A 24,244-nucleotide genomic window follows, 5' to 3' on the forward strand; every position below is an offset into this window, starting at 1 on the left:
TGTATTAAAAAACGGAATTGAAGGAACAGGAGGAGAGAGATGAAAAAATGCCCTTGAGTAACTTCATCAACGGTCGTGTACGACTGGGAGAATAAAGAAATATGGACGAATAAACGAGACTGGGATCATCATTCATCAAAATCTCTGATTCTGACTTTCGATGATGGACCTTCTTCGGTTTTGGTTCCGATTTTAGATATTTTAAAGAAGCATGAAGTAAAAGCGATGTTCTTTTGGCAGTCCCGATTGCTGCATAAACACCGACCGTGGAAGAGGTTGTTAGATGATGACCACTTAATAGGCGGCCATTCACTGCGGCATAGAGATTTGACTAGACTTAGCCATGAGGAACAGCTCCACGATATTACATCAAATAAACGGCATATTGAACAATTAACCGGTCAGCAGATGAAGTATTTCCGTCCGCCATATGGCCAGTTTAATGAAGATACACTTGAAGTTTTAAAAATGTTAGGTGTTACACCGTTTTTATGGGAAGTAGCGGGACTGGATTGGGAGCATAAAGAAAGTCCGGTTCATATTGTTCATAATATCCTTAATTATGCTGAGGACGGTTCAGTGATTCTGCTTCATGAACTAAAGCAAACTGTGACCATTCTAGATGAACTGATAACAGATCTGAAAGCGGAAGGCTATTCGTTCGAACTGCCTCCTTTATAAAATAAATTAAAGACAGAGGATTATATGAAGAAAAAAATTACAGTATCATTCAGCGGGGGAAAAGACTCTGTTTTAGCTTTGCATAAATTACAAAAATCGGGTGAGTGGGAGATTGATTCTTTATTAACCACATTAACGGAAGACTACGACAGAACAACCATGCATGGAGTCAGGAATGATTTGTTGGAGGAGCAGGCAAAAGCTTTAGGCATTCCCCTTCGAAAGGTTTGGATTCCGCGTGAATGTCCAAATGAAGTCTATCGGCAGCGAATGGAAGAAGCGGTTGAAGGGATAATAGCTGATGGGATTTCTTACATCATGTTTGGTGACATTTTTTTAGAGGATGTTAAAGCCTATCGTGAGAAGATGCTAGAAGGAACAGGACTAACCCCTGTTTTTCCTATTTGGGGAGAAGACTCGAAAAAGCTGATAAATGAATTTGTGGAAAATGGTTTTAAAACGGTAGTTTGCTGCGTAGATACATTTAAAATAGATTTGTCCTTTTCTGGAAGAGTGATAGATGAACATTTTATAATGGATTATCCGCCAGAACATGATATATGCGGAGAAAATGGAGAGTTTCATACATATGTGTTTAACGGACCGAACTTTTCTTTTCCTATTGCGTATAAGCTAGGTGAGTACAGGCTCGCAAAAGATATGTATACCGGTGAGGACCGCTTTTATTATGTAGATTTGCTTTTGGACAATGGTGATAAAAAGTAAGGCTTAGGTCCAAATTGCTTGCAGCTTTTATAATGGCGTATACTTAGAAAATAGATTAAGCAGTAATGGAGAGAATGATATATGAATATGTGGCTTACATTGACGATCATGATCGTTGTCGGAGCATTTATTGGCGGTTTGACAAATTTAATTGCTATAAAGATGCTTTTCCGGCCATTTAATACGTTATATATTGGTAAATTCAAAGTGCCTTTTACTCCTGGACTCATTCCGAAACGAAGGCATCAGTTAGCTGTTCAGTTAGGAGAAACGGTTACAAAGCATCTTCTGACAGCTGAGGGAGTGCAGACGAAAATCAATGACTCCGGTTTTCGCTCAGAGATGACTGAACTGGTTCAAGGTGAGGTTAAACGCTTTTTAAAAAGCGACATTACGATACAAGAATTGTTGAAAAAAGACTTTGGTGTTGAAGATGTTCAAAGCCGTATCCAAACAACGACTGAAACCTGGCTTGCGAACAGAATGAATAAAATGCTCGAAGAATCAAACAGCAAAGAAATGAAAGATGTTCTGCCTGAAAAATTTGTAGCCGCCGGTGAGGAAAAGCTTCCGGAAGTTGTGGACTGGCTATTAAACAGAGGTGTGCTCTATTTAGAGAGTACAGAAGGCAGAAAGGCTTTAGCAAGCGGAATAGATGCATTTCTGATGGATAAAGGAATGCTTGTAAATATGGTTTCCATGTTCTTCGGAAACGTAAGTATTGCTGAAAAAGTACAGCCAGAACTTATGAAGTTCTTAAAACATGAAAATACCCGTGAGACATTGCTTAAACTACTTCAGCAAGAATATCGGGGTTTTATGGAAAAAAGAATGGGAGAAGCCGTTGCTCTTTTGAACATGCCTGACATTACAGCAGGTCTTGCAAAAGAAATCGCGCAAAGGCTGCCGATCGAAGAATATTTAAACACACCTGTCAGGACTCTGGCAGAAACGTTTGAAAACTGGCTGATTGATGAACTAACACCAAAAGCCGTTGCTGCAGGGCTGGATCTATTTGCAGCAAGGCTTGACGTACTTCTTGAAAAGATGCATCTGGCCAAAATTGTGGAAGAGCAAGTTGAAACATTTTCACTTGAGCGATTAGAGGAAATCATTATATCGATCGCTAAAAGTGAACTGAAAATGATTACGTGGCTCGGAGCCCTTTTAGGCGGAATTATCGGTCTGTTTCAGGGTATTCTTGTACTATTTTTATAGAGTCTGTTATAGTGGGTACCGTACTTTAATTCATGGGAGGTATTTTACCAATGGCAAACGTATATGATGTTGCATACGATCTAGAAAAAGCATTAAGAAACAGTGAAGACTTCCAAGCTTTAAAAAATAGCTATGATGAAGTTAATAGTAATCCGGAAACAAAAGAACTATTTGGCAAATTCCGCGATATTCAAGTAAATCTTCAGCAGAAGCAAATGAGCGGCCAAGAAGTTACGCAAGAAGAGATTGAAGAAGCTCAAAAGCTATTTGCTGACGTTCAGCAAAACGAGACAATCTCAAAGCTTATGGCTGCTGAACAGCGCATGAGCATGATCATTAATGATCTGAATAAAGTTATTACAAAACCGCTGGAAGAGCTTTATGGTCCAATGGTTGAAGAAGATGGACAACAGCAATAATTGTTCGCAGACTGACCCCTGTTTCTTAAATAGAAACAGGGGTTTTTGTATGTGTATAAGTTTATAGGCTTGTCAGCGTTCTAAAGCATGTTTAAAGGTCATAGACTTAACTCGAGTTCTTATACTTTATTTTCGCGAAATGGGGGGAGCAACATGGTATACCGTTTACTGGCGATTGACATCGACGGAACCCTACTGCGAAGCAATTTCCGCATCGATAAAGAAACGAAAGAAGCCATTGATTATGTGCAGCAAAAAGGGGTCTATGTCACACTCGCTTCGGGAAGGAGCTTTCCATCTACACAAAAGATAGCCAAGGCACTAAAGATCAACAATTATCTCATCAGCCATAATGGCGGTTTCATTGCTTCATCTCTTGACGAACCGCTCCAGGAAAGCCGGCTGTCCGTGGAGGATACCTACAGAATTGTAGATATTCTTGAGAACTATGAATGTCATATGCGAGTTGTTCATGAACGTTTTTCAATCGGAAATCAGCTGAAACAAAAAAGCCAGCTTGTTGCAAAGTTAACATTAAGCACTGGCGATCCACTGTTTTATCCTGTTTCTTTTACAGAGAACCTCGGAGATTACGTATTATCACAAGAAGTTTCACCGCCTAAGATGGATGTTCAGTTTTTTGATGAAAAAGAATGTGAATCAGCTATTAAGTATTTGAAAGAACAAATCCCAGACTTTGAGTACTCCTCTTCAACGAAATGCAATTTGGAAATCACAGCGAAAAAAGTTACAAAAGGGAATGCACTGCGTTTCTTAGGTGAAAAGCTTGGAATTGCGCCGAATGAAATGGTGGCAATCGGCGATTCTTACAATGATCTGGATATGATCGAATTCGCGGGACTTGGCGTTGCGATGGCGAATGCACCTGATGAAGTAAAAAAGAAGGCGAAGTGGATCACACGCACGAACGATCAGCTAGGCGTTCCGTACATGGTAAAAGAAGTATTCCGAAAGCAAATGCGTTTCCAAACGATGAAATAAGGTTAGATGAGAGCTCTTTCTGGATGTATATTGTCCAGGAAGAGTTTTTTTGTTGTGAAAATGGCGGTTCACGGGAGTATGGGAAGGATTTATGCTCGTTCGGAGAGATTTATGCGCTCCGGAAGAGTTCATAACTCAACAATATCCCCCATATTCCGACACTCTCTTGCCGAAATTAGTCAAAAACGTTTCATTTTTATTACAATTGTAGAAAATGAAAGGGTTTTCATGAATCGTGACGAATATTATTTACGTAAGATTCACTTTGTAAAGGGAGGATTCAAATGGAAAAAACATTAGACCTACAATTAAAACCAAAGGTGGCCGAGTTCCTGAACGGAACAAAAAAACATTTTATCAATGGAGAATGGGTCTCCTCAGCAAGCGGAAAAACATTTGAAACATTAAACCCTTCAACTGGCGATGTACTTGCAGTGGTTTCAGAAGGTGGACCAGAAGACATTGATAAGGCAGTAAAAGCTGCTAGAGCAGCATTCGAAACTGGATACTGGTCAAAGATGCCTGCATCAAAGCGCAGTTACTTAATTTACAAACTAGCTGACTTAATGGAAGAGAATAAAGAAGAATTAGCACAGCTTGATACATTGGACAACGGTAAGCCGATCGGAGAAACAATGAACGCTGACGTTCCGTTGGCAATTGAGCATTTCCGTTACTATGCAGGATGGTCAACAAAAATTGTTGGACAGACTATCCCTGTTGCAGGAAGCTTTTTCAACTATACACGTCACGAAGCACTAGGTGTTGTTGGACAAATCATTCCTTGGAATTTCCCATTATTAATGGCGGCTTGGAAGCTTGGAGCAGCACTAGCGACTGGATGTACAGTTGTATTAAAGCCTGCAGAGCAAACACCGCTTTCTGCTTTATACCTTGCTAAATTAGCTCAAGAAGCTGGTTTCCCTGAAGGCGTGCTTAACGTTGTAACAGGTGCTGGTGAAACTGGAGCGGCTCTAGTTGACCATCCAAATGTGGACAAGATCGCATTTACTGGATCAACTGAAGTTGGAAAGCTGATTATGCGTAATGCTTCTAACTCATTGAAGCGTGTTACATTAGAGCTTGGCGGGAAGTCACCGAACATTATCTTGCCAGATGCTGATATGAGCCGTGCAGTTCCTGGTGCGTTAAGCGGTATCATGTTCAACCAGGGACAAGTTTGCTGTGCGGGATCACGTTTATATATCCAGAAGAAATCGTTTGATAACGTAGTAGCCGACCTTGTGTCACACGCTAAAAAGATCAAACAGGGACCTGGACTTGATCCGGAAACTACAATGGGACCTCTAGTATCTCAAGAACAGCATAATCGCGTTCTAAGCTATATCCAAAAAGGTAAAGATGAGGGTGCTGAGCTTCTTTCAGGAGGATCTGTTCCTTTTGATAAAGGATATTTCGTAGAGCCTACGATTTTTGCTGACGTTGATGATAAGATGACGATCGCAAAAGAAGAGATCTTTGGACCAGTTGTAGCTGCAATGCCGTTTGATGACTTAGATGATGTTATCGCTCGTGCGAACGATTCTGAGTATGGTCTTGCCGCAGGACTATGGACAGAGAATTTAAAAACAGCTCACTATGTTTCAAACAAGCTTCGTGCAGGTACAGTTTGGGTGAACTGCTATAATGCGTTTGATGCTGCGTCTCCATTCGGAGGATACAAGCAATCTGGTATCGGCCGTGAAATGGGATCTTATGCTTTGAACAACTACACTGAAGTTAAGAGCGTTTGGGTTAATCTTAAATAGACAACATAGACATGACGGGGTCAATAAAATGATCGGAAAATAGGAGAAACCGGGTGCCAAGATCCAGCACCCGGTTTTTCATTTGGCTCTTTTCAAAAAAATTGTTGCTTTTAAGTATTTTTTCTTTCTATTCAATGATAAGTTGATCGGAGTGTAAGGTGCGAGACTCCTGCGGGACGAGCGATCAGGTGAGACCCTTAATGGCGCAAAGCGGCAAGGGGCTCACCGCACGCCCCGAGGAAAGCGAAGTAACCTGGAACGGAAATCAACCACCTTCTAATAGCTCTAAAATTTACGAAAACAGTTTTAAAGCATTACTTTTATAAATCGCAGCCCTGTATCATCATAATCTAAACTCCGGTAAAACTCATGAGTATCAGTACGATGTTTTCCGCTATTCAGCAAGATTGCCGTTGCTCCTTGTTCTTTGGCCCATTCTTCTCCATAGTAAACAAGCTGTTTGCCGATGCCGTTGCCTCTGAATTCTTCACTCACGACAAGCGCTGAGATCCTTGCATAGCATCCATTTTTTTCGAAGTAGATACCTTTTGTCAGACCGATCATGCCAATAACTTGATCGTTTATGCAGGCAACAAAACAAGCATATGCTTCGTTAGGAAGAAGCGTTTCTAATCGCTCTGTCATTTCTTCAGGTGCAGTGGGATAACCAAGCTCACCCATTAATAAAGAAAGTTCGTAACTGTCCTCATAGCGTGCTTCGCGAATTATAACTTCACTCACTGTTTTTCCCCTCGTTTCCATGATTTTCATTAGCGATGGAAAAGAAGCAGCTGTCCCTTTGGTGAAGTCAGACGATGCGTTTTTTCTTGCATGTTTAATTCAGCCAGACGGGCTTCTCCACGTTGTTTTGCTTCAGAATCATTTGATGCCGTAATGGCTTCATCTAATATCTTTTCACCGTTCTTTTCGTAGGCAGTTAATGCATATGTATTCATGAAAAGTCTAACTCCTTTCGTATCTAAAAAGTGATTTCAACATTCGACGGATTTTTCCTGCAAAATCATCAATAAATTGTGTGAAACTTATGGTTTTATGCCACGTACAAGGTAGAATATGGTATATTTTACAACGGGGAGGGAAGTTGATGTTAACGATTAAAGACGTCCGTAAACAGTTTGGTTCTTTTACAGCAGTAGAAGGGTTGAATTTAGAAATTCCTAAAGGTGAAATATTCGGTTTGTTAGGTGCAAACGGTGCTGGTAAAACAACTACATTCAGAATGATTCTCGGTTTATTGACTCCTACTCAAGGTACGATTACTTGGAATCATAAAGAAATATCTTATCAAACTAGTGATCTTGTTGGTTATTTACCCGAAGAAAGAGGACTTTATCCCAAACTTACCGTAAGGGAGCAGTTAATCTATTTAGGACAGCTTCGGGGAATGTCTCGTTCGCTCATTCAAGAACAAACGAATAAATGGTTAAAGCGCTTTGGAGCGGAAGAATACTTGAATAAAAAAGTAGAATCTCTTTCAAAAGGAAATCAGCAAAAAATACAGTTTATTGCGGCAGTTATTCATCGTCCGGAACTATTAATCTTGGATGAACCGTTCAGCGGACTGGATCCGGTAAATGTTGAACTCCTAAAAAATGCTGTTCATGAATTGAAAAAAGAAGGTACGACTATTGTGTTCTCTAGTCACAGAATGGAGCATGTAGAGGAACTGTGTCAGCACTTGTGCATTATGCATAGAGGGAAATCAGTCGTACAGGGCAACTTAAAAGAGATTAAGAGATCTTTTGGGAAGAAAAATGTATCGGTAAAAGCAGATTTTGACCTTTCTTATTTAAAAGAAACAAGCGGCGTTTTGAAGCACCGCATGACTGCAGATGGCATTACCTTGCAAGTTGAACGGGAAGAAGTTGCACATGACTTGTTCCAAGCGATCCAGTCCAAAGGATTTGTTAGAAAGTTTGAACTCGAAGAACCATCATTAAACGATATTTTCATTGAAAAGGTAGGTGTGGTTCATGAGTAAATTCATTACGGTAATGATGCATACATACCGCTCTAAGATTAAATCAAAACCGTTCTTGATCACGACTCTTATTACCATCGCCTTGTTATTTGTAGTAACGAACATGAATGAGATTACAAAAATGTTCGGTGGAGATGAAGAATCAAAGGTAGGAGTGATCGATAAAACAGGCAATACACTCCCTGCTCTTCAAGCTCAGTTAGAACAGGCAGGAGATGATCTGAAAGCTGAAGCATACACGAAATCGGAAAGTGATGCTGAAAAAGCAGTTATTGAAGGTGATCTGGATGGTCTTTTGATTTTAGATAAAGATGCTTCAGGTATCATAACAGGTACGTATAAAGCTGAAGACGTAACACAGCAGAGTCTGATTACTGATATAGAGATGGCATTGCAGCAGATTAAAAATAAATCAGCAGCTGAGTCAATCGGATTAAATCAGGAACAGCTGGCAGCAATCTATCTGCCTGTGGCATTTGAAAAAGAGTCACTGTCTACAACGGCGAAAAGTGAAGAAGAAGCAGCACAAGTCTACATTCTTGTTTATGTTGTTCTGTTTTTCATGTATATGTCTGTCATGATGTACGGCAGTATGATCGCGGTTGAAGTGGCAACGGAGAAGTCCTCAAGGGTAATGGAGATTTTGATTTCATCTGTATCACCCGTAACACAGATGTTTGGCAAAATCTTTGGGATCGTCCTTATCGCGCTTACACAGCTTGTCCTATTTGTAGCTGGAGGATTTGCAGCGGTAAAAGTAAACGAAAATCTCAGCGGGAGCGAAAGTATTATCCAAGAGCTGAAGCTGAACGAAATACCAATCTCGCTAATCGTTTATGCTCTCGTTTTCTTTATTTTAGGATTCTTCCTTTATGCTACTCTCTTTGCCATGATGGGCTCATTGATCAGCAGAGTAGAAGAGGTAAACAATTTAATGACACCGGTGGTTATCGTGATAGTGGCTGCCTTTATGATAGCGATGTACGGCAGAGAGAATCCAGAGTCTGGATTTGTAGCAGCAGCTTCCTACTTCCCGCTGTTTACACCGATGCTTATGCTGCTTCGTGTAGGTATGCTTTCATTGCCCGTCTGGGAAACAGCACTTGGGATCAGCGTCTTAATCGGTGCAATTTTGCTATTTGCTGTAATTGGGGCACGTGTTTATCGCGGAGGAGTTCTTATGTACGGCAACGCGCCGTCATTGAAACTATTCAAACAAGCGCTTCTTTTATCAAAAGAAGAGAAAAAGGATACTTCTGGACTGTAAAAAAGGAGAAAGCTGACCCGAAAGGTAGAAATAATACCTTTTGGCGTCAGTTTTTTATTTTTGTTTAAGATATTCTAATGAAGAGGAGAGGGTATGAAGCGAAACTGAAGGGACACTGGGTGAAACGAGCACTCCAACGGGTGAAAGTTCATCTCTAAGGGGCGAACATGTAATACATATAAGAACACGTACCGTAAAAAAGTAATGCTCTCTAATTGATGTTTAAAATAGCGAACGTGCTTTCGTATATATGTTAAAATGAGGGGAAGAATGATAGAAAAAGAGGATGAGTGAAATGATAAAGTTTTTACATTGTGCAGACCTTCATTTAGACAGTCCGTTCAAAGGGCTTTCCTCATTGCCGGAAGCGATGCTGAAGCGCCTTTTTGAAAGTACATTTTTGTCGTTTAATAGGCTGGTTGATATAGCCATTCAGGAAGAAGTAGATTTTGTAATCATCGCGGGTGACCTTTATGACAGCGGTCAGCGGAGCTTAAAGGCACAATCCTTTCTGAAAAATTGTTTTGCAAAACTAGATTCTCATCATATAGATGTTTACATCGTTCATGGCAACCATGATCCGCTCGATGGCCAATGGGTTTCACTTGAGTGGCCGAAGAATGTTCATTTTTTTCAAGGGAGCAGCACTCAAACTTTTTGCTATGAAAGAGATGGGAAAACAGTTGCTTGTCTACATGGCTTCAGTTACGAAACATCGGCTGTAACCGATAACCGAACGATTCATTTTCCAGAAAAAAGAGACGAAATTTACCATATCGGTATTTTGCACGGACAAGCGGACGGATATAGCGGACACAGCCGTTATGCACCATTTTTATTATCTGAGCTTTTGAAGAAAGGCTATGATTACTGGGCTCTTGGTCATATTCATAAAAAAATGGATCTTCATGATGATCCTCCTGTCCGTTATTCGGGAAACATCCAAGGAAGACATAGCGGTGAAACAGGTGAAAAAGGCGGTTATGTCGTTACTCTTAACGGCAACCATGCTTCAAGCGTTTTTCATGCAACTTCAGATATTGAGTGGCATGAAGCCATAATCGAATGTGAAGAGGCAGAAAATCTGCAGGAAGTTATTACACTTTGTGAAAAAATAAAAGATACATACAGGCATCCACACAAAGGAATATTCCTTACGATTCGCTTAACTGGGCATACACCCCTTTATGGAGAACTATTGGATGGTGTTTTCTTAGAAGATCTTGAGGAGATATTGCGAGAAGAGGATGCAGAGGTTTCATTCGTACATACTGTTTCATTAAAAAACGATGTTCGTCCTGCTATCCAAGATGAGTTATCTATTAAGCAATCTCAATTCTTTCGAGATATAGTGAGCGTTCTGCAAGATGAACGAGAGTTGGAAACTGCTTTGACTGAATTGAAGACACATAGAACGGCAAGGAAATTTCTTTCACTCGATGAAGAGGATTGGGAAGATGTGAAGAAGCAGGCTGAGCAGCTATTATTATCAGAACTGTATAAGGGATAGGTGAGGTTATGAAAATAGTATCTTTGCATATCTATCATTTTGGAGCATTAAAGGACTGTAAACTTACTTTGGAACGTTCAGGTTTTCAATTGCTGTTTGGTGAAAATGAAGCAGGGAAAACAACATTGATGGATTTTATTAAATGTATGTTGTTCGGTTTTCCTTTGAAGAACCAGTCAAAGCGGCAGTATGATCTTAAAAACGGCATCAGGGCAGGCGGAAAGATGACCGTTGATCATACACAGCTCGGCAGATGGACGATTGAAAGAGTTGCAGGGACAAAAGCTGCTGGAGATGTAACGATCTATGATGAAACTGGCCAGCAAAAAGATGAATCTTTTTTGATTCAATTATTAGACGGAATGGACCAGTCTTTGTTTTCGGGAGCGTATTGCTTTGGAATTGATGGGCTGCAGAAGCTCGATAAGTTAACATCAGAAGAACTTGGAAACTTTTTGCTCAGCACGGCCATCTCAGGTGATCGTGACATCTTGGAAATTGAACAGACTTTTGAAAAGAAACAATCCGGTCTGTTTAAAAAAGCGGGAAAAAAGCCTGTTATTAATGAAAAATTAGAGCAGTTAAAGGTTGCAGACAAATCCCTGCAAAAGCTCAGGGAAAAAAATGAAAACTATAAAATGATTGAAAAGCAAAAAGAATCACTCGAGACTACGATACAGGAAACAAGCCTAGAGCTGGATCATATTCAGAAAGAACTAAGATCTCTTAAACGCTTGTTTGAGCTGCGTCCTGTCTTAGAAAAGTACAAACAGCTGAATCACGAACTAAAGTCGTTTAAAAAGATACAGCTGACTTTTCCGGAAAACGGTATTCAACGATATGAGCAATGGAAAAAGGAAGTATCTCTATTAAATGGAGAATTGCAATACATCGAAGACCGATTGATCAAAATAGATAAGGATCAGCAAATGCTAAAATCAGATGAACGAATGCTGTCTTATCAAAAAGAAATTAAACAATTGTTTAATAAACTTCCTCAGTATGAACATTTACAAGAGCATCTCATACAGCTTATTACCCTAATAGATGAGTGGCGTGATGAAGAATCAGGATTATTTGAAGCAATCGGAGAAACATGGAGCCAGGAGGAACTTAAGGGATTGTCGCTTTCTTTATCTTCACTCCAAGAGCAAGAGGAGCTCCTGAAACAATATAATGGGGTTCTGGAGAAAAAGAAAAGATTAGAAGATGATTTAGAAGATTCCAGGGTGAAGCTTGAGAACCTGGAAAAAGAGGAAGCAGAACGAAAAGCACTGCTTTTACCAGAAGAAGAATATGCTCGCTATGAACAAGAAAAAAATAAAAAGAATCAAATGACAGCTTTTCCTGTATACACTTGGATGCTGCCTGTTATTTCGGCAGTTGTTCTAATTTGGTCTGGCTGGTCTTCTGAAAACACAGCGGTGATGTACGCTGGGATCTTGCTGCTGGTTTTATCGGGTGTTCTTGCATTCATCAGTGGTAAAAAAGCTGTTTCTCCACAAGATATGAAGCCTCGAACTAATCAGCTTTTCCTTGAAGACGATGAAAACCGAAAGCTTTGGATTCAGCTAACAGCTGCACTTCAGCACGAGAATAATGTTTACCTGCAGCTTGCTAAACAGCTTGATTATCTAGAGATAGAAGAAGCGAAAGTGTATGAAAAAGCAGAACAGTGGGCTGAAAAGTATAGATATACTGGCAATAAAGAGAAGTTGATGTTATCAGGTTATATGAACAGTCTTATGAAAATTAAAGAGGTCATGAAACAAAAAGAAAATGCGATACAGAAACTCGAAAATACAAAAGCAGAGCTCGCTCGTTTAAATCACGAAGCTAGTAAGCTGGCCCTTCATTTAGAAATTGACGCTGCTGAAGACTTCTCAAAGCTTATCGAAGTGATGTATACAAAACTTGAAAATCAGTTGAAAAATGAAGCTGAAAGTGAGCATTTAAGAAAAAGCTTCAGTGAGTTATCAGAACGAAAAGACTCTCTTTTAAAGCAGATTCAGAACATTAACGATCGGATAGCAGAACTATGGAATGAAGCTGATGCTGATACAGAAGAAGCATATTACGATATAGGCAAAAGAACAGCTGCTTATAAGAAGGTATCTATTGAGCGGGATTCACTGAACAATCAGCTGCAGTCATTAGGATTTGAACCGCAAGAAATTGAAACCATGGCCGAAAAGATGACAGAGAAATACGAAGAAACGGTTCAGATTTTTGAAGGTCTTGAAACAAAAGAGGAACTTCAGAAAAATGAGCACACCGCTGCAACAGAAGACAGAGCGAAACTGCATTGGGAATTGAAAAATCTTTTAGAGGATGGCACTTACTCGGAAAATTTGCATCGTTATGAACTATTAAAGGATGAGTGGAATCTTCTTGTTAAGAAGTGGGCCAGCCTGCGACTTGCTCAGCATGCATTGCAGAAGGTGAAAGAAGATTACCAGAAAACGAAGCTTCCAGCAGTTTTAGAGACTTCGAGTGGTTATTTTAGTAAAATAACAGAAGGCGAATATCAATCTATTTTATTTACGGATGCAAATGAACTAGTAGTGTTAAAAGGGGATGGAACCCGTTTTTATCCGCATGAATTAAGCCGGGGGACCGCAGAGCAAGTTTATTTAGCGATCAGACTCGCCGTGGCAGCGAATGCCGGTCCAGCTGGATTCCCGATACTAATGGATGATATCGCAGTGAATTTCGATCAAAACAGGACTCGTCGCACGCTGTCATTGATTCAAGAAATCGCACGGGACAGGCAGGTTCTATTTTTTACTTGCCACTCGCATTTAGAGCCGCTTGTGCCAAATGTTCCTTTTATTCACTGGCCAGAGGGTACTGTTTTGGCTGAAAAATAATTGAAGGAGGGGAATGCCCATGTCAAATGAGTATACGATTTACTTAGTAGAGGATGAGCAAGATCTTTCGCATGTCTTAAAAGCCTATATGGAAAAAGAGGGATGGAATGTTTCTGTTTATCACAATGGAGAAGAAGCATTAAAGAATTCTGAAGGATCCCCTCCACATCTTTGGATTTTAGATATTATGCTTCCTGGTATGGACGGCTATGAAATTATTAAAGAAATTAAAAAGAATTCGGATATACCCGTCATTTTCATTTCAGCAAGAGATCAGGATCTAGACCGGATAGTGGGTCTTGAGCTTGGAAGTGATGATTATCTGGCTAAACCTTTTATGCCAAGGGAGCTTGTAATCCGTGTTAAGAAACTCTTAACAAGAGTCTATGAAACAGGCAACAGAATGCCGCAGATCATTGAGATAACAGGGTATACGATAGACCCGATCTCCAGAAGGATCACACGGGATGGAGATATTATTAATTTAACAGGAAAAGAAATAGACGTTCTGCTCTATCTAATTGAAAACAAAGGCAAATCAAGAAAAAGAGAAGAGATTCTGGAGTATGTTTGGGGAGACGATTACTTTGGGTCTGAACGGGCTGTAGATGATGTGATCAGACGTGTGCGCAAAAAAATGCCCCGGCTGAACTTGGAAACCGTCTATGGTTCTGGATATAGGATTATTCCATCATGATCCGGCTAAACCTTACACAGCGTATCTGGCTTTCATTTGGGTTACTGCTGTTTACGATCGGATTGTTAACCGCAATTATCTATCCGCTGTCCATTAAAGATACGCTGACAGAGGAAACATACAGAATCATTGAAAACGAGCAACAGAAAGTGCGTGATCCACAAAAGCAGTTTCCTCAAAAAGGGGAGTCATCGGTTGATTTTATTGAAAGACGAAACGCTGAACGATCTGTCGGCCATGTTTTAATTGTAGATCAGTATGCAAATTCCCAAGGTGATCCCGTTCCGGAAGAAGTCTTAGTGGAGATGGCTGAAAAGGCGTATGAGCAAAAAGAAAATAAAGGCCGATATGAGTTAACATATGAAGGCGCTACTCTTTTTTATGTGATCTCGACAGGAACAAATGCACAAGGTGAAGTCGTCTATTTGATTTCTTATATGTGGGACACGTATCGTGATCAGATGGTAAACAGGCTTTGGCTGAGACTGGTTTTAATCCTGCTGTTTACAGGTATCTTTTCGATCATTCCAGCGATCTGGCTGGCAAGATATCTCCGCTCCCCTCTAACGATCTTAGGGAAGCGGTTTGAGCAGATTGCGAAAAGAAACTGGCAGGAACCGTTTCATTGGAAGGGAGATGACGAGTTTTATGTTCTCTCAAAACAGTTCGAGGATATGAGGCAGAATCTCTTAAGACATGATCATGCACAAAAAACATTTATTCAGCATGCATCTCATGAGCTGAAAACACCGATCATGACAATTAAAAGCTATGCACAGTCTGTAAAAGATGGCATCATGCCAAAGGGAACGACTGAAGACATGATGGACGTTATTTTAAAAGAGACACACAGAATGGAAAAGCGTGTTCAAAATATGCTGTATTATACAAAGCTCGATGCGATGAAGCTTAATGTTCTCTCTAAAGAAACATTTGAGTTTGGTGATCTGGCTGAAGATATCATTGAGCGGTTCAGATATCAGCGTGAGGATATAAACTTTGAAATTACAGGCAATCATTACAAGATTAATGGTGATCATGAACAGTGGAGTATTCTGCTTGATAATCTTGTTCAAAACGCACTAAGGTATGCAAGTGAAACGATAAGGCTTTCTGCTTTCTATAAGGGAAGCTACTTCATCGTCGAAGTTTTTAACGATGGAGAGCAGCTGACAGGTGTAACAGGAGAAGAAATCTTTCAGCCGTTCCGAAAAGGAAACAAGGGGCAGTTTGGGCTTGGCCTCGCTATTGTAAAAAGGATCGCTGAACTGCACGGCGGCAAAGCAACAGCTCTTAATACGAAAAATGGTGTGGCTTTCCAGATCAAAATACTAATAAACGACATGCAGAATAAAGAATAACAAGCTGCTGCAAATGTTTTTTTTAGTGTTCCCAACAGTAGTTAAATAGACTGATATGCTATACTAAAAACAAAGAAAGGCGGGGTGGAATATGAAAAAAGGACTTGCTTTTTATAAGGTAGGAGAGATGGTAGACGGATTCTTTCTCGTCAAATCATCTGTAAAAGGAACAGCCAGCAACGGAAAGCCGTTTTTAACGCTGATCCTCCAAGATCAGTCGGGTGATGTAGAAGCAAAATTGTGGGATAGCTCTCCTGAAGATGAGGAGCTTTATGCGGCACAAGCCATTGTGAAGCTTTCTGGTGAAATGGGCAATTACAGAGGAAAAATGCAGCTGAAGCTTAAAGCGATCCGCCCTGCAACGGAACTTGACGGCGTAAAAATAAGCGATTTTCTTGAAACAGCACCCCTCACACAAGAGGCAATGGTCGAGACGATCACACAATACATATTTGAGATGAAAAATCCGAATATACAGCGAATCACGAGGCACCTGCTTAAAAAATATCAAACGGATTTTCTGGAATATCCAGCTGCTGTAAAGAATCATCATGAATTCGTTTCAGGCCTTGCTTACCATGTTGTATCCATGCTCAATATGGCCAAGGCATTCAGCAAACTATATCCTTCCTTGGACACAGATCTTCTTTATTCCGGGATTATTCTGCACGACCTTGGAAAAGTGATTGAACTGTCAGGACCAGTCGCAGCGACGTACACATTAGAAGGTAAATTGCTGGGGCATATTTCGATCATGGTAAATGAGATCGGAATGGCAGCAAAAGAGTTAGAGATTGAAGGAGAAGAAGTTACTGTCCTTCAGCATCTTGTGCTTAGCCATCACAGCAAGCCAGAATGGGGAAGCCCGAAACAGCCATTGATCAGGGAAGCAGAGATTCTTCATATGATTGATAATTTTGATGCACGAATGAATATGATGGATCGTGCGCTGGAAAAGGTACAGCCAGGAGAGTTTACTGAGAAACAGTTCGCTCTGGAAAACCGTTCCTTGTATAAGCCTCAGTTTCAAGCAGAGTTTGCCAAAAATTAATTTAGAAGAAAACGATTGTGAATTATTTGAAATTATGTTAAATTTGGAATTGGAATTATAAGAAAACATTCAGGAGGCAATGACTCATGAAAAGCATTGTTCGAATTAAGGCAGGAAAGCAAGCTAAATAACGTCCAATCCTTCTAGGAAAGGCTTATTTTGCTATGCATTCTACCTTCTTTTGAGCGATCTTTCTTGTGTCATCTTCAGCCTTTTTATGAAAAGTCTGTGGTATGCACATGTAAGGGTGCTTATCCATGGGCTTTTTCTGTTTTATTAGAAATCCCGTTGTTTACTCCATATAGCGCTCAAAAGACAGGTATAAGTGATTAAATGAATTAATATTACAAGAAAAGAGTGAGCAACATGAAATGGAAAGACTGGGATACAAATATTAAAGTGCGTTTAGTCGGAGAGTTTTTTGTAAGTTTATTATTTTGGATGTTCTTCCCGTTTATGGCCATCTATTTTTCAGATGAACTGGGTAAGGAAACAGCCGGAATTCTGCTTGTACTTTCACAAGTAGTGGGGGTAGTCACGAACCTTGTCGGTGGATATTGTGCCGACAGGTATGGACGCAAAAAGATGATGGTTATTTCCGCCTGGGGGCAGGCAGCTACGTTTATAGTCTTTGTTTTGGCTAACTCCCCATGGCTTGATTCACCTATTTTAACTTTCATCGCGTTTTCGGTTCTTGGGCTGTTTGGCTCTCTATATTGGCCGGCAAGCCACGCAATGATCGCGGACGTGGTGGAAGAAAAGGATCGTACGGAAGTATTCGCGGTTTTCTATACGTCTATGAACTTATCGGTAGTATTTGGACCAGTGCTGGGAAGTATCTTCTTCTTTTCATATAGGTTCGAACTAATGATTGCCTGTTTGATTTTTAGTGCTATTTTGGCTGTGGTTCTGGCGAAGTACACGAGAGAAACGGTTCCCCTTAAGAAAGAAATACTAGAGCAAGTAGGTGCCGATAAAAAATGGCATGAAGCGGTTTGGGAACAATTGAAGGATTATAGGGTTATTGCAAGCGATAAGTTATTTTTGCTGTTTATCCTGGCAGGAATTCTCGTAGCTCAAACATTCATGCAGATGGATTTATTATTGGCTGTTTATCTGACAGAAAAGGTACCAGAACAAACGCTGATTGCAATCGGAAACTGGGATCTCAAATTAACAGGTGAAAAAGTTTTCGGATATTTAATTTCTTTAAACGGATTGATGGTTGCACTCTGTACAGTTTGGATGGCTAAATGGATGAACCGATTTAAAGAAGGAAGAGTATTTATTCTTTCTGCGCTTCTATACGGTGTATCTATGCTCGTTTTCGGCGGAACAACGATGATGTGGGTTCTGTTTGCGGCGATGGTTATCTTTACGACGGCTGAACTGATGGTAGTAGGGATTCAGGAAAGTTTTATTTCCAAGCTGGCACCAGAGGATATGCGAGGTCAATATTTTGCGGCAGCAGGCCTTCGTTTTACAATCGGCCGCACGATTGCTCCGATTTCTATTCCATTAACAATGTGGATCGGATTTGATAATACGTTTTATCTGCTCTTTATTTTAGCTGTAATAAGTGCAGGAATTTACTACGTAATGTTCCGGGCATTTGATAAAAAAGTGAAGACAAATTCTACGGCTGAAACGAAAGCAAAACCCGCACTTTCGTGACATATCTTTTATAGCTTCCTCATAGACTTGAATAAAAGCTTGTCTAACAAAAGGGGGAGTTTATCGATGAAAGGATACGCTGCTTTATTTTTTGGTGCGATACTCATTGCTGCATTTGTGCTGAAAGAATATTCGGGAGGGGTAAGTGAATTCTTTGTAATGACTCCATGGTGGATGTATTTTGTACTTTGCGGCATTATTTATAGCGGATACAGGGCAACAACACTTTTTCAGGAAGACCGTGCTATAGAGCAAAAGGTGATTGAAGAAGAAGGAAAAGTGTACATGAAACGCTTAGAATTGGCGAGAGCTCATGAAGAAGCTAAGGAAATGAATGAGCATTTCGAACTGGCTGCTGAAGAAGAGCTAGAGCCAGAACAGAAAGCTTCAGGGGAATGAAAAGGAAGACCTGCTGATTTCAGCAGGTCTTTTGTTATGGCTGTTTTTCTAACCCTTGTTGCTTTTGTAAGTTGTTGATCTCCGTTCCAGAATGCTCGCTTTCCGCGGGGCGTGCGGTGAGCCTCCTCGACGCTTTGCGTCCTTAGGAGTCTCACCTGACACCCTGATCCCGCAGGAGTCTCGCACCTTGCACTCCTATCAACTTGTCAATGAAGTGAAAGAAAATACTGGTCATAAGCAACAATCTTTTAGAAAAGAGCGTGTGTTATTTATAAGAGTGTGTCTTCCTGGTACGAACAACTTTTGTATGAAAAGGCATTTTTGTTCAGTGGGAACGATTTTTTGTACGGTTGGAGCAAATTTTTGTTCGGTTCAAGCCCATTTTTGTTCGGTCGTGTTTTTTTCAGGAAAATGAGGCTCGAAAAAAGAAAAACCAGGCCCTTCAAAAGGCCTGGGTCCATCATAATTATTGTTGTTGCTGTGGCATTGCTGGTTGCTGCGGCTGTTCAGCTTTCTTTTCAATCTTTTCTTTTAGTTCTTTGTCTTTGATCTTAACGTCAGCTTTTTTGCGAAGGTTTTCTAGAATTTCAGTGATAGGTTTAGCTTTTTGCTGTTTTAATTCTTGTTCAACTTGTTCTTTCTTGTCTTCGAACTTGTTTTCACGCTTGTCCGTTACTTTGATGATGTGGACACCATAATCAGACTTAACAAGGTCACTTGTTTCACCTTTATCGAGAGTGAACGCTACTTTTTCAAATTCAGGAACCATAGCACCTTTACCGAAGAAGCCAAGGTCTCCGCCTTTTGATTTAGAACCAGGGTCTTTAGAATATTCTTCTGCTAGTTTAGCAAAGTCTCCGCCCTCGTTAAGTTTCTTTTGAACTTCTTTAGCTGTTTTTTCATCATCAACTAAGATGTGGCTAGCTTTTACTTCTGTTTTGTATTTTTCTTCGAATGCTTTCTTCATTTCATCTTCAGAAATCTTAACGCCTTCAGTTGCAGCTTTTTCATTTAAAAGCATAGACTTTACACGTTCTTTTAGCTGTTTCTCATCAGATAAGCCGTTTTGCTCAAGTGCTTGTTTAAATGCATCTTCTCCGCCAAGCTCTTCCTTGATCTTATCGATTTCTTTATCAATTTCTTTGTCTGTTACTTTGTATTTATCTTCAAGTACCATTTCATCGATCATTTGGTTAAGTACTTGATCACCATATTGTTCTTTCATTTTATTGTAAAACTGTTCTTTTGTAATATCTCCAGCTTTAGATTCAACAATTGCTTCTGAGTCAGCACCAGCGTTATTACAAGCGGATAGAGAAATTAGTCCCGCTGTGAGCCCTAAAGATAACATCCATTTTTTCATTTCAAACACTCCTACTGTGAAGTAATAATTTAACAACTCTAACTATAGCATAAACGTTGTGGATATTCCTATTCAATAAACGAAATATGAGAAAATTTACACATTATATTTTGAGTATTTACCTATAAAAACAAGCTTTTAAATAAAAAAAATTTTAAAACCCGGGACATTCGTCTAATCAAATCAGGGCGCATCACTATATGATATGGAGAAAGAAAAGGGAGGTATGATGATGAGTTACGGTTATGGTTACGGGTGTGGGGGAGGATTCGCATTAATTCTTGTTCTTTTTATCCTTCTCATCATTATTGGAGCATCTCACTGTAAATGATGAAAGTATGAAAATTCAGCGATATGAGGGCAGATGCCTATGCGTATCTTACTCGTGATGCATAGGATAGTGTACTGATTGATGAAGGAGGTGGCAACATGGGCTCAGGACACGGACATGGAAGAGGCTTTGCGTTGATTGTAGTGTTGTTTATCTTATTGATTATTGTAGGTGCTGCTTGTTTCTGCTAATATAAACGCTAGTCTTGCAGCCTTTTCTTTTGAAATGGACTGTATGGCTTGAACTATTTAAGCAGATTCGTTATTGTTGTTTTTACTACTCTTGATCAATAGGTGCAGCGCATATGTATGTTAAGGTTACACAAGGGGGAATGCAGTCTGGTTCCCCCTTTTACTATTTGCATTTTTAGGTTTGATTAAATAATCAAGCCGTAAGCAAAGTTTTCTCTAAAAGACGTTTGAAATATAAGAAGAAATGAGAAGAATGGTAATAGATACATTTATCGTGCGGTAAACAGAATCTTCCTGTTTTGAGGACAAGTTTTTTTTATCACAGAGCTTGTATGTGAGTGAATTAAATACAAATAAAAATACAGGTGCTAAAAAAACGAATAAATAGCCAGCCATTCAAAAACCTCCAACATGAACTACTTGTTTAACTTTACCAAAATATGTGGAATATGAATAGGAAAAATACTTTCGACAAGGGGAGAGAAGATGCGAAATAAATGGAAAGCAGCATTCTTTATATTATTACTTATAACAGTAGCAATTCCAGCAACGGTCATCATTTTACTTTTTACAGATCCTAAAGGCGGTCATTTGGATAGAAGTACACTAGATTCAGATATTCGGGCTAATCAAAAATTGTTAAGCATACATACCGAGAAGGAACAGGTGGAAGATTTGCTGAACAAAGAGCTGAAGAAAAGAGCTCCAAATGTAAATGTATACGTTAATTTACGGGATGAAGCTGTTCTGAATGGTTCGTTTGTGGCTTTTAACCAGGAACTTCCTTATCAGATTACCTTTGAGCCCGAAGTTATGGACAATGGTGATCTGTTATTAAAAGAGAAGGATATACAGGTCGGGCGTTTTCCTCTGCCCGGTGACGAGGTATTTAAGCTATTGAAAAATACGGTTAAATTTCCTGAATGGGTGGACGTATATCCTGCAGATGAAAGCATACTGATGAGGGTAACAGAAATGCCAACAAAACCAGGATATGCTGTAAAAGCAGAAGAATTTAATTTAAAGAAGAATTCTATTAAGTTTGGTGTTTATACGAAAGAATAACACGAAACACTCTGGTTCGCAGATTATTGCGGGCTAGGGTGTTTTTTTTAAAGGGCTGTTTTTGTAGAGCATTATTGAACTTGAAAGTAGTTGATCTCCGTTCCAGGTGCTCGCTTTCCGCAGGGCAGGCGGTGAGCCACATTCGTACGTTCCACTTATAAGTGTCTCACCTGCTCGCCAGTCCTGCAGGAGTCTCGCACCTTACACTCCTATCAACTAGTCGATGAAGAATAAAGCAAAGGACTTTTAGCAACACTCTATCAGTAAAAAATCTTACGTTAACATTCTTGTTTTTGTTTAATCTCCGTTCCATGGTGCTGAATTTCCACGGGGTGCGTGTGGTTGTCTTTCACAAAAACATCATGCTTTTAGAAAATTAAAACCATATCCAAATGGAGAAAGTTGGATTATAATATAGACAGAGTATGACTAGAAAGCAGGGTATGTATGGAGACGGTTGAAGAGAGGCTAGAAAGACTGGAATTTTATAATCAGCTTACGATTGAAAGTGTCGATCTTACTTCATATCCATTCTTCAGGCTAGTCATGGAAAAAAAGCTCACCGAATCAGAAGTGAATGATATCATTCAGCTTTGCGATGAGCTTGAAAAAATATTTTTTATGCAAAAAGAAGCAGGTTTCGTGCATTACACGCCGCTGTTAATCCACTTTGCAGGCATGCTGACACCAAAGCTTAATCCTAGAGAAACAATCCTGGCATTACTTCATCAGGAAAAATATATTTCATTGATGGAAAAGCTATATGAACTTTCTGTTCGTTATGAATGAGAAGAAGCAATTTCTTCAGCTGCGATAACAGGTGAAGCAGATTGTTCTTCGATCGTAGCTTCGATTTTTTCTTCCAGTTTGTTGAAGATAGACATAAAATCTTCACCATATAAATTGCGGATGATTGACATCAGTTCTGGAAACTCAGGAAATCTTCCAAAGAGTTCTTTAATTGGCATAGATGCGCTGAATACACCGAATTTGGCTGGATCATATGTATTTAATGTTTGTAATAGAAGTTCTTCACCTTTATCTGTTAAACAGATGTATGTATTTCGCTTGTCGTCTTCTTTTTTAGAAAATGTAAGGTAACCCTGTTCTTCAAGTTTTTTTGAAAAGTTAAAGGCTGTTGATACATGCATTACACCGAATTTCGCGATATCCGAAATTGAAGCACCTTCTAGATGATGAGCAATCCAAAGGATATGGTGTTCGTTAATGTTTAATCCATAATCTTTAATCCAGTTTTGCCAGTCTTTTTCTACACTTTTCCATAAAGCTTTACTTATTTGTGAAAGTTTGTGACTATAGATCATGGCTTCTTGAAAACTATATAGTTGATCTTTGTTCATTTTTAAAATGCCCCTCCATCTTATAAAACACATCCTATTCCTCATTATGCCAGTATTTCCTATAATAAGAAAGTAAAATTTTTCAATTTCTGCTTATTTTTTAGTAAATTTGAATTATAACTTTTAGCAGATATAGTGATAAAGTCAGAGAATCTATATGTTTGAATATAAAGAAAAAAAATTCCCCAATGATGGAGAATTTTTTTGTTGGTTATTTCGTTTCCTGCTCGATATCGTCTTCCATATTTTCAATATTAGAAGCAGCTGTTTCTTGCATCGCTTCCTCTTTTTCTTTATTAGCAAATTTAATCTTTGCTCTAAGCTGAATACCGTCGCGCTTGATGCTGGAGAATGTAGATTTCATTTTATCCATATTTTCTTTCAGATCTTTTCTTACCTCTTTGCCTGCCTTAGGAGTTGAAAGCAAAGTAGCTGCTGCAGTTACCACTGTTCCTAATGCGAAACCTACTACCATGGATTTTGATTTAGACATCTTAAAATTCCTCCTCATTCTTTTATTATCTAATAAATTCGTGAATTTCTCTTATAATCCTATGAAAAATAATGACGAATATAAAAATATTTCCCGATAGATTTCGTCATGTTTGGACATGATACACGTTGTAGAATATAAGCTTATGCATATGCTCTTAGCCCATGGAATAACATGTCTATGGGTGCTTCCATAGGATTTTGCTGGGCTTGCTTAATAACTCGCTGTTTGTCTGATTTAGTAGATTGCTGGCATACTTTGACGATTAGAAAAGCAAAAATTTAAAAAGGGAATTCGTGATAATATTTGACGAAGAATATAAAAAGAGGGTATACATATAAAAAACGGGCAAGGAGGGGAATGAGTTTGAAGCAAAATACAATCGGCAATTATTTTAATAAGATGAAAGAAAAGGCGAATGCTGTTTTAGAAAGTTCGACACAAACTGGTGAGCTTGTTACAAAAGCCGAAGACAAAACTTCTCAATCAGATAAGCAAGGTTTGAGGGATTTAGGAGCACAGGTAAAAGCGCTTGTCCGCTTAGTAAGATCCTATAAAAAAGGTGATTACCGAGACGTCTCTAAAAAGTCAATGGTTCTGATCGTTGCTGGTCTTCTTTATTTTGTGAGTCCGATTGATGCTGTTCCTGATTTTTTGTTAGGGGCAGGTTTATTGGATGATGCTACAGTTTTGGCGTTTTTGTTTAAGACATTATCGAGTGAAATTTCAGCGTTTCAAACTTGGGAAGAGACGGAAGAAGACACATATATAAAGCCAGCTCCTTAATATAGGGA

General features: G+C 39.4%; 26 protein-coding genes. 20 read left to right on the top strand and 6 right to left on the bottom strand.

The genetic code is table 11. The features are described from left to right. The first annotated feature begins 75 nt into the window (after positions 1-75). The 6 genes from ABE41_RS03535 to ABE41_RS03565 all read left to right on the top strand — a co-directional run bounded on the left by ABE41_RS03535 (position 76) and on the right by ABE41_RS03565 (position 5,815). Complete coding sequence (locus ABE41_RS03535; protein ID WP_253805427.1) at positions 76-681, top strand: polysaccharide deacetylase family protein; 606 nt, start codon at positions 76-78, stop codon at positions 679-681. A 24-nt stretch (positions 682-705) separates the two neighbouring features. Continuing rightward, entirely contained in the window at positions 706-1,407 is a 702-nt protein-coding gene (locus tag ABE41_RS03540; protein ID WP_066286561.1) for a Dph6-related ATP pyrophosphatase, read from the top strand. Positions 1,408-1,488: 81 nt separating this feature from the next. Next, on the top strand, positions 1,489-2,625 hold the full coding sequence (locus ABE41_RS03545; protein ID WP_066286565.1) for a DUF445 domain-containing protein: 1,137 nt from the start codon (positions 1,489-1,491) through the stop codon (positions 2,623-2,625). 50 nt (positions 2,626-2,675) lie between these two features. Next, entirely contained in the window at positions 2,676-3,044 is a 369-nt protein-coding gene (locus ABE41_RS03550) for a YlbF/YmcA family competence regulator (RefSeq protein ID WP_066286567.1), read from the top strand. A gap of 153 nt (positions 3,045-3,197) precedes the next feature. After that, positions 3,198-4,046 carry a Cof-type HAD-IIB family hydrolase gene (locus ABE41_RS03555; protein WP_066286568.1) on the top strand — a complete coding sequence of 283 codons (849 nt, stop codon included), beginning with the start codon at positions 3,198-3,200 and terminating at the stop codon, positions 4,044-4,046. 284 nt (positions 4,047-4,330) lie between these two features. Continuing rightward, complete coding sequence (locus ABE41_RS03565; RefSeq protein ID WP_066286574.1) at positions 4,331-5,815, top strand: aldehyde dehydrogenase family protein; 1,485 nt, start codon at positions 4,331-4,333, stop codon at positions 5,813-5,815. A 306-nt stretch (positions 5,816-6,121) separates the two neighbouring features. Here the strand turns inward: ABE41_RS03565 and ABE41_RS03570 are convergent, their stop codons facing one another. Both ABE41_RS03570 and ABE41_RS03575 read right to left on the bottom strand, forming a co-directional pair. Next, complete coding sequence (locus ABE41_RS03570; RefSeq protein ID WP_253805428.1) at positions 6,122-6,556, bottom strand: GNAT family N-acetyltransferase; 435 nt, start codon at positions 6,554-6,556, stop codon at positions 6,122-6,124. A 29-nt stretch (positions 6,557-6,585) separates the two neighbouring features. Continuing rightward, entirely contained in the window at positions 6,586-6,771 is a 186-nt protein-coding gene (locus ABE41_RS03575; RefSeq protein WP_066286575.1) for a YhzD family protein, read from the bottom strand. A 149-nt stretch (positions 6,772-6,920) separates the two neighbouring features. Between ABE41_RS03575 and ABE41_RS03580 the strand changes: the two genes are divergently transcribed. The 9 genes from ABE41_RS03580 to ABE41_RS03620 all read left to right on the top strand — a co-directional run bounded on the left by ABE41_RS03580 (position 6,921) and on the right by ABE41_RS03620 (position 18,646). After that, complete coding sequence (locus ABE41_RS03580) at positions 6,921-7,817, top strand: ABC transporter ATP-binding protein (protein WP_066286578.1); 897 nt, start codon at positions 6,921-6,923, stop codon at positions 7,815-7,817. After that, a complete protein-coding gene (locus ABE41_RS03585) occupies positions 7,810-9,084 on the top strand; it encodes an ABC transporter permease (RefSeq protein ID WP_066286580.1) in 1,275 nt (424 codons plus the stop codon). Before ABE41_RS03580 ends, ABE41_RS03585 begins: the two co-directional genes overlap by 8 nt. A gap of 295 nt (positions 9,085-9,379) precedes the next feature. Next, a complete protein-coding gene (locus ABE41_RS03590) occupies positions 9,380-10,594 on the top strand; it encodes a metallophosphoesterase family protein (protein ID WP_066286582.1) in 1,215 nt (404 codons plus the stop codon). A gap of 8 nt (positions 10,595-10,602) precedes the next feature. Further along, the gene (locus ABE41_RS03595; RefSeq protein WP_066286583.1) at positions 10,603-13,464 is read left to right on the top strand and encodes an ATP-binding protein; all 2,862 of its coding nucleotides are present in this window, start codon (positions 10,603-10,605) and stop codon (positions 13,462-13,464) included. Between the two features lie 19 nt (positions 13,465-13,483). Further along, a complete protein-coding gene (locus ABE41_RS03600) occupies positions 13,484-14,161 on the top strand; it encodes a response regulator transcription factor (protein WP_066286584.1) in 678 nt (225 codons plus the stop codon). After that, positions 14,158-15,522: a HAMP domain-containing sensor histidine kinase gene (locus ABE41_RS03605; protein ID WP_066286586.1), complete on the top strand. Its 1,365-nt coding sequence runs from the start codon at positions 14,158-14,160 to the stop codon at positions 15,520-15,522. The genes ABE41_RS03600 and ABE41_RS03605 overlap by 4 nt, the downstream gene beginning before the upstream one ends. Before the next feature lie 91 nt (positions 15,523-15,613). Next, a complete protein-coding gene (gene yhaM / locus ABE41_RS03610; RefSeq protein WP_066286587.1) occupies positions 15,614-16,573 on the top strand; it encodes a 3'-5' exoribonuclease YhaM in 960 nt (319 codons plus the stop codon). 366 nt (positions 16,574-16,939) lie between these two features. Beyond that, positions 16,940-18,247 carry an MDR family MFS transporter gene (locus tag ABE41_RS03615; RefSeq protein ID WP_066286588.1) on the top strand — a complete coding sequence of 436 codons (1,308 nt, stop codon included), beginning with the start codon at positions 16,940-16,942 and terminating at the stop codon, positions 18,245-18,247. 66 nt (positions 18,248-18,313) lie between these two features. Then, positions 18,314-18,646, top strand: a complete 333-nt coding sequence (locus ABE41_RS03620; protein ID WP_066286589.1) for a sporulation YhaL family protein — start codon at positions 18,314-18,316, stop codon at positions 18,644-18,646. Between the two features lie 466 nt (positions 18,647-19,112). Here the strand turns inward: ABE41_RS03620 and ABE41_RS03625 are convergent, their stop codons facing one another. Next, a complete protein-coding gene (locus ABE41_RS03625) occupies positions 19,113-20,009 on the bottom strand; it encodes a peptidylprolyl isomerase (RefSeq protein WP_066286593.1) in 897 nt (298 codons plus the stop codon). A gap of 205 nt (positions 20,010-20,214) precedes the next feature. Here ABE41_RS03625 and ABE41_RS20485 point away from each other — a divergent pair, with 205 nt between their 5' ends. Together ABE41_RS20485 and ABE41_RS20490 are read left to right on the top strand one after the other, a co-directional pair. After that, on the top strand, positions 20,215-20,340 hold the full coding sequence (locus ABE41_RS20485) for a YjcZ family sporulation protein (protein ID WP_083207638.1): 126 nt from the start codon (positions 20,215-20,217) through the stop codon (positions 20,338-20,340). A 98-nt stretch (positions 20,341-20,438) separates the two neighbouring features. After that, positions 20,439-20,531, top strand: a complete 93-nt coding sequence (locus tag ABE41_RS20490; RefSeq protein WP_077363456.1) for a YjcZ family sporulation protein — start codon at positions 20,439-20,441, stop codon at positions 20,529-20,531. Positions 20,532-20,747: 216 nt separating this feature from the next. Here the strand turns inward: ABE41_RS20490 and ABE41_RS03630 are convergent, their stop codons facing one another. Further along, positions 20,748-20,927, bottom strand: a complete 180-nt coding sequence (locus tag ABE41_RS03630; RefSeq protein ID WP_066286594.1) for a hypothetical protein — start codon at positions 20,925-20,927, stop codon at positions 20,748-20,750. 90 nt (positions 20,928-21,017) lie between these two features. Between ABE41_RS03630 and ABE41_RS03635 the strand changes: the two genes are divergently transcribed. Both ABE41_RS03635 and ABE41_RS03640 read left to right on the top strand, forming a co-directional pair. Next, positions 21,018-21,596, top strand: a complete 579-nt coding sequence (locus ABE41_RS03635) for a YpmS family protein (protein WP_066286600.1) — start codon at positions 21,018-21,020, stop codon at positions 21,594-21,596. Positions 21,597-22,043: 447 nt separating this feature from the next. Beyond that, a complete protein-coding gene (locus ABE41_RS03640) occupies positions 22,044-22,385 on the top strand; it encodes a DUF1878 family protein (protein ID WP_066286602.1) in 342 nt (113 codons plus the stop codon). Here the strand turns inward: ABE41_RS03640 and ABE41_RS03645 are convergent. Next, positions 22,376-22,957 carry an HTH-type transcriptional regulator Hpr gene (locus ABE41_RS03645; protein WP_066286603.1) on the bottom strand — a complete coding sequence of 194 codons (582 nt, stop codon included), beginning with the start codon at positions 22,955-22,957 and terminating at the stop codon, positions 22,376-22,378. The genes ABE41_RS03640 and ABE41_RS03645 overlap by 10 nt on opposite strands. Positions 22,958-23,168: 211 nt before the next feature. After that, positions 23,169-23,450: a YtxH domain-containing protein gene (locus ABE41_RS03650; protein WP_066286604.1), complete on the bottom strand. Its 282-nt coding sequence runs from the start codon at positions 23,448-23,450 to the stop codon at positions 23,169-23,171. 366 nt (positions 23,451-23,816) lie between these two features. Here ABE41_RS03650 and ABE41_RS03655 point away from each other — a divergent pair, with 366 nt between their 5' ends. Then, positions 23,817-24,236 (top strand): YkvA family protein, encoded by a 420-nt coding sequence (locus tag ABE41_RS03655; RefSeq protein ID WP_066286608.1) that lies wholly within the window; start codon positions 23,817-23,819, stop codon positions 24,234-24,236. The last annotated feature ends 8 nt before the right edge of the window (positions 24,237-24,244 follow it).

Origin of the sequence: Fictibacillus arsenicus (genome assembly GCF_001642935.1) — a bacterium.
Classification (GTDB): Bacteria; Bacillota; Bacilli; order Bacillales; family Fictibacillaceae; genus Fictibacillus; species Fictibacillus arsenicus_B.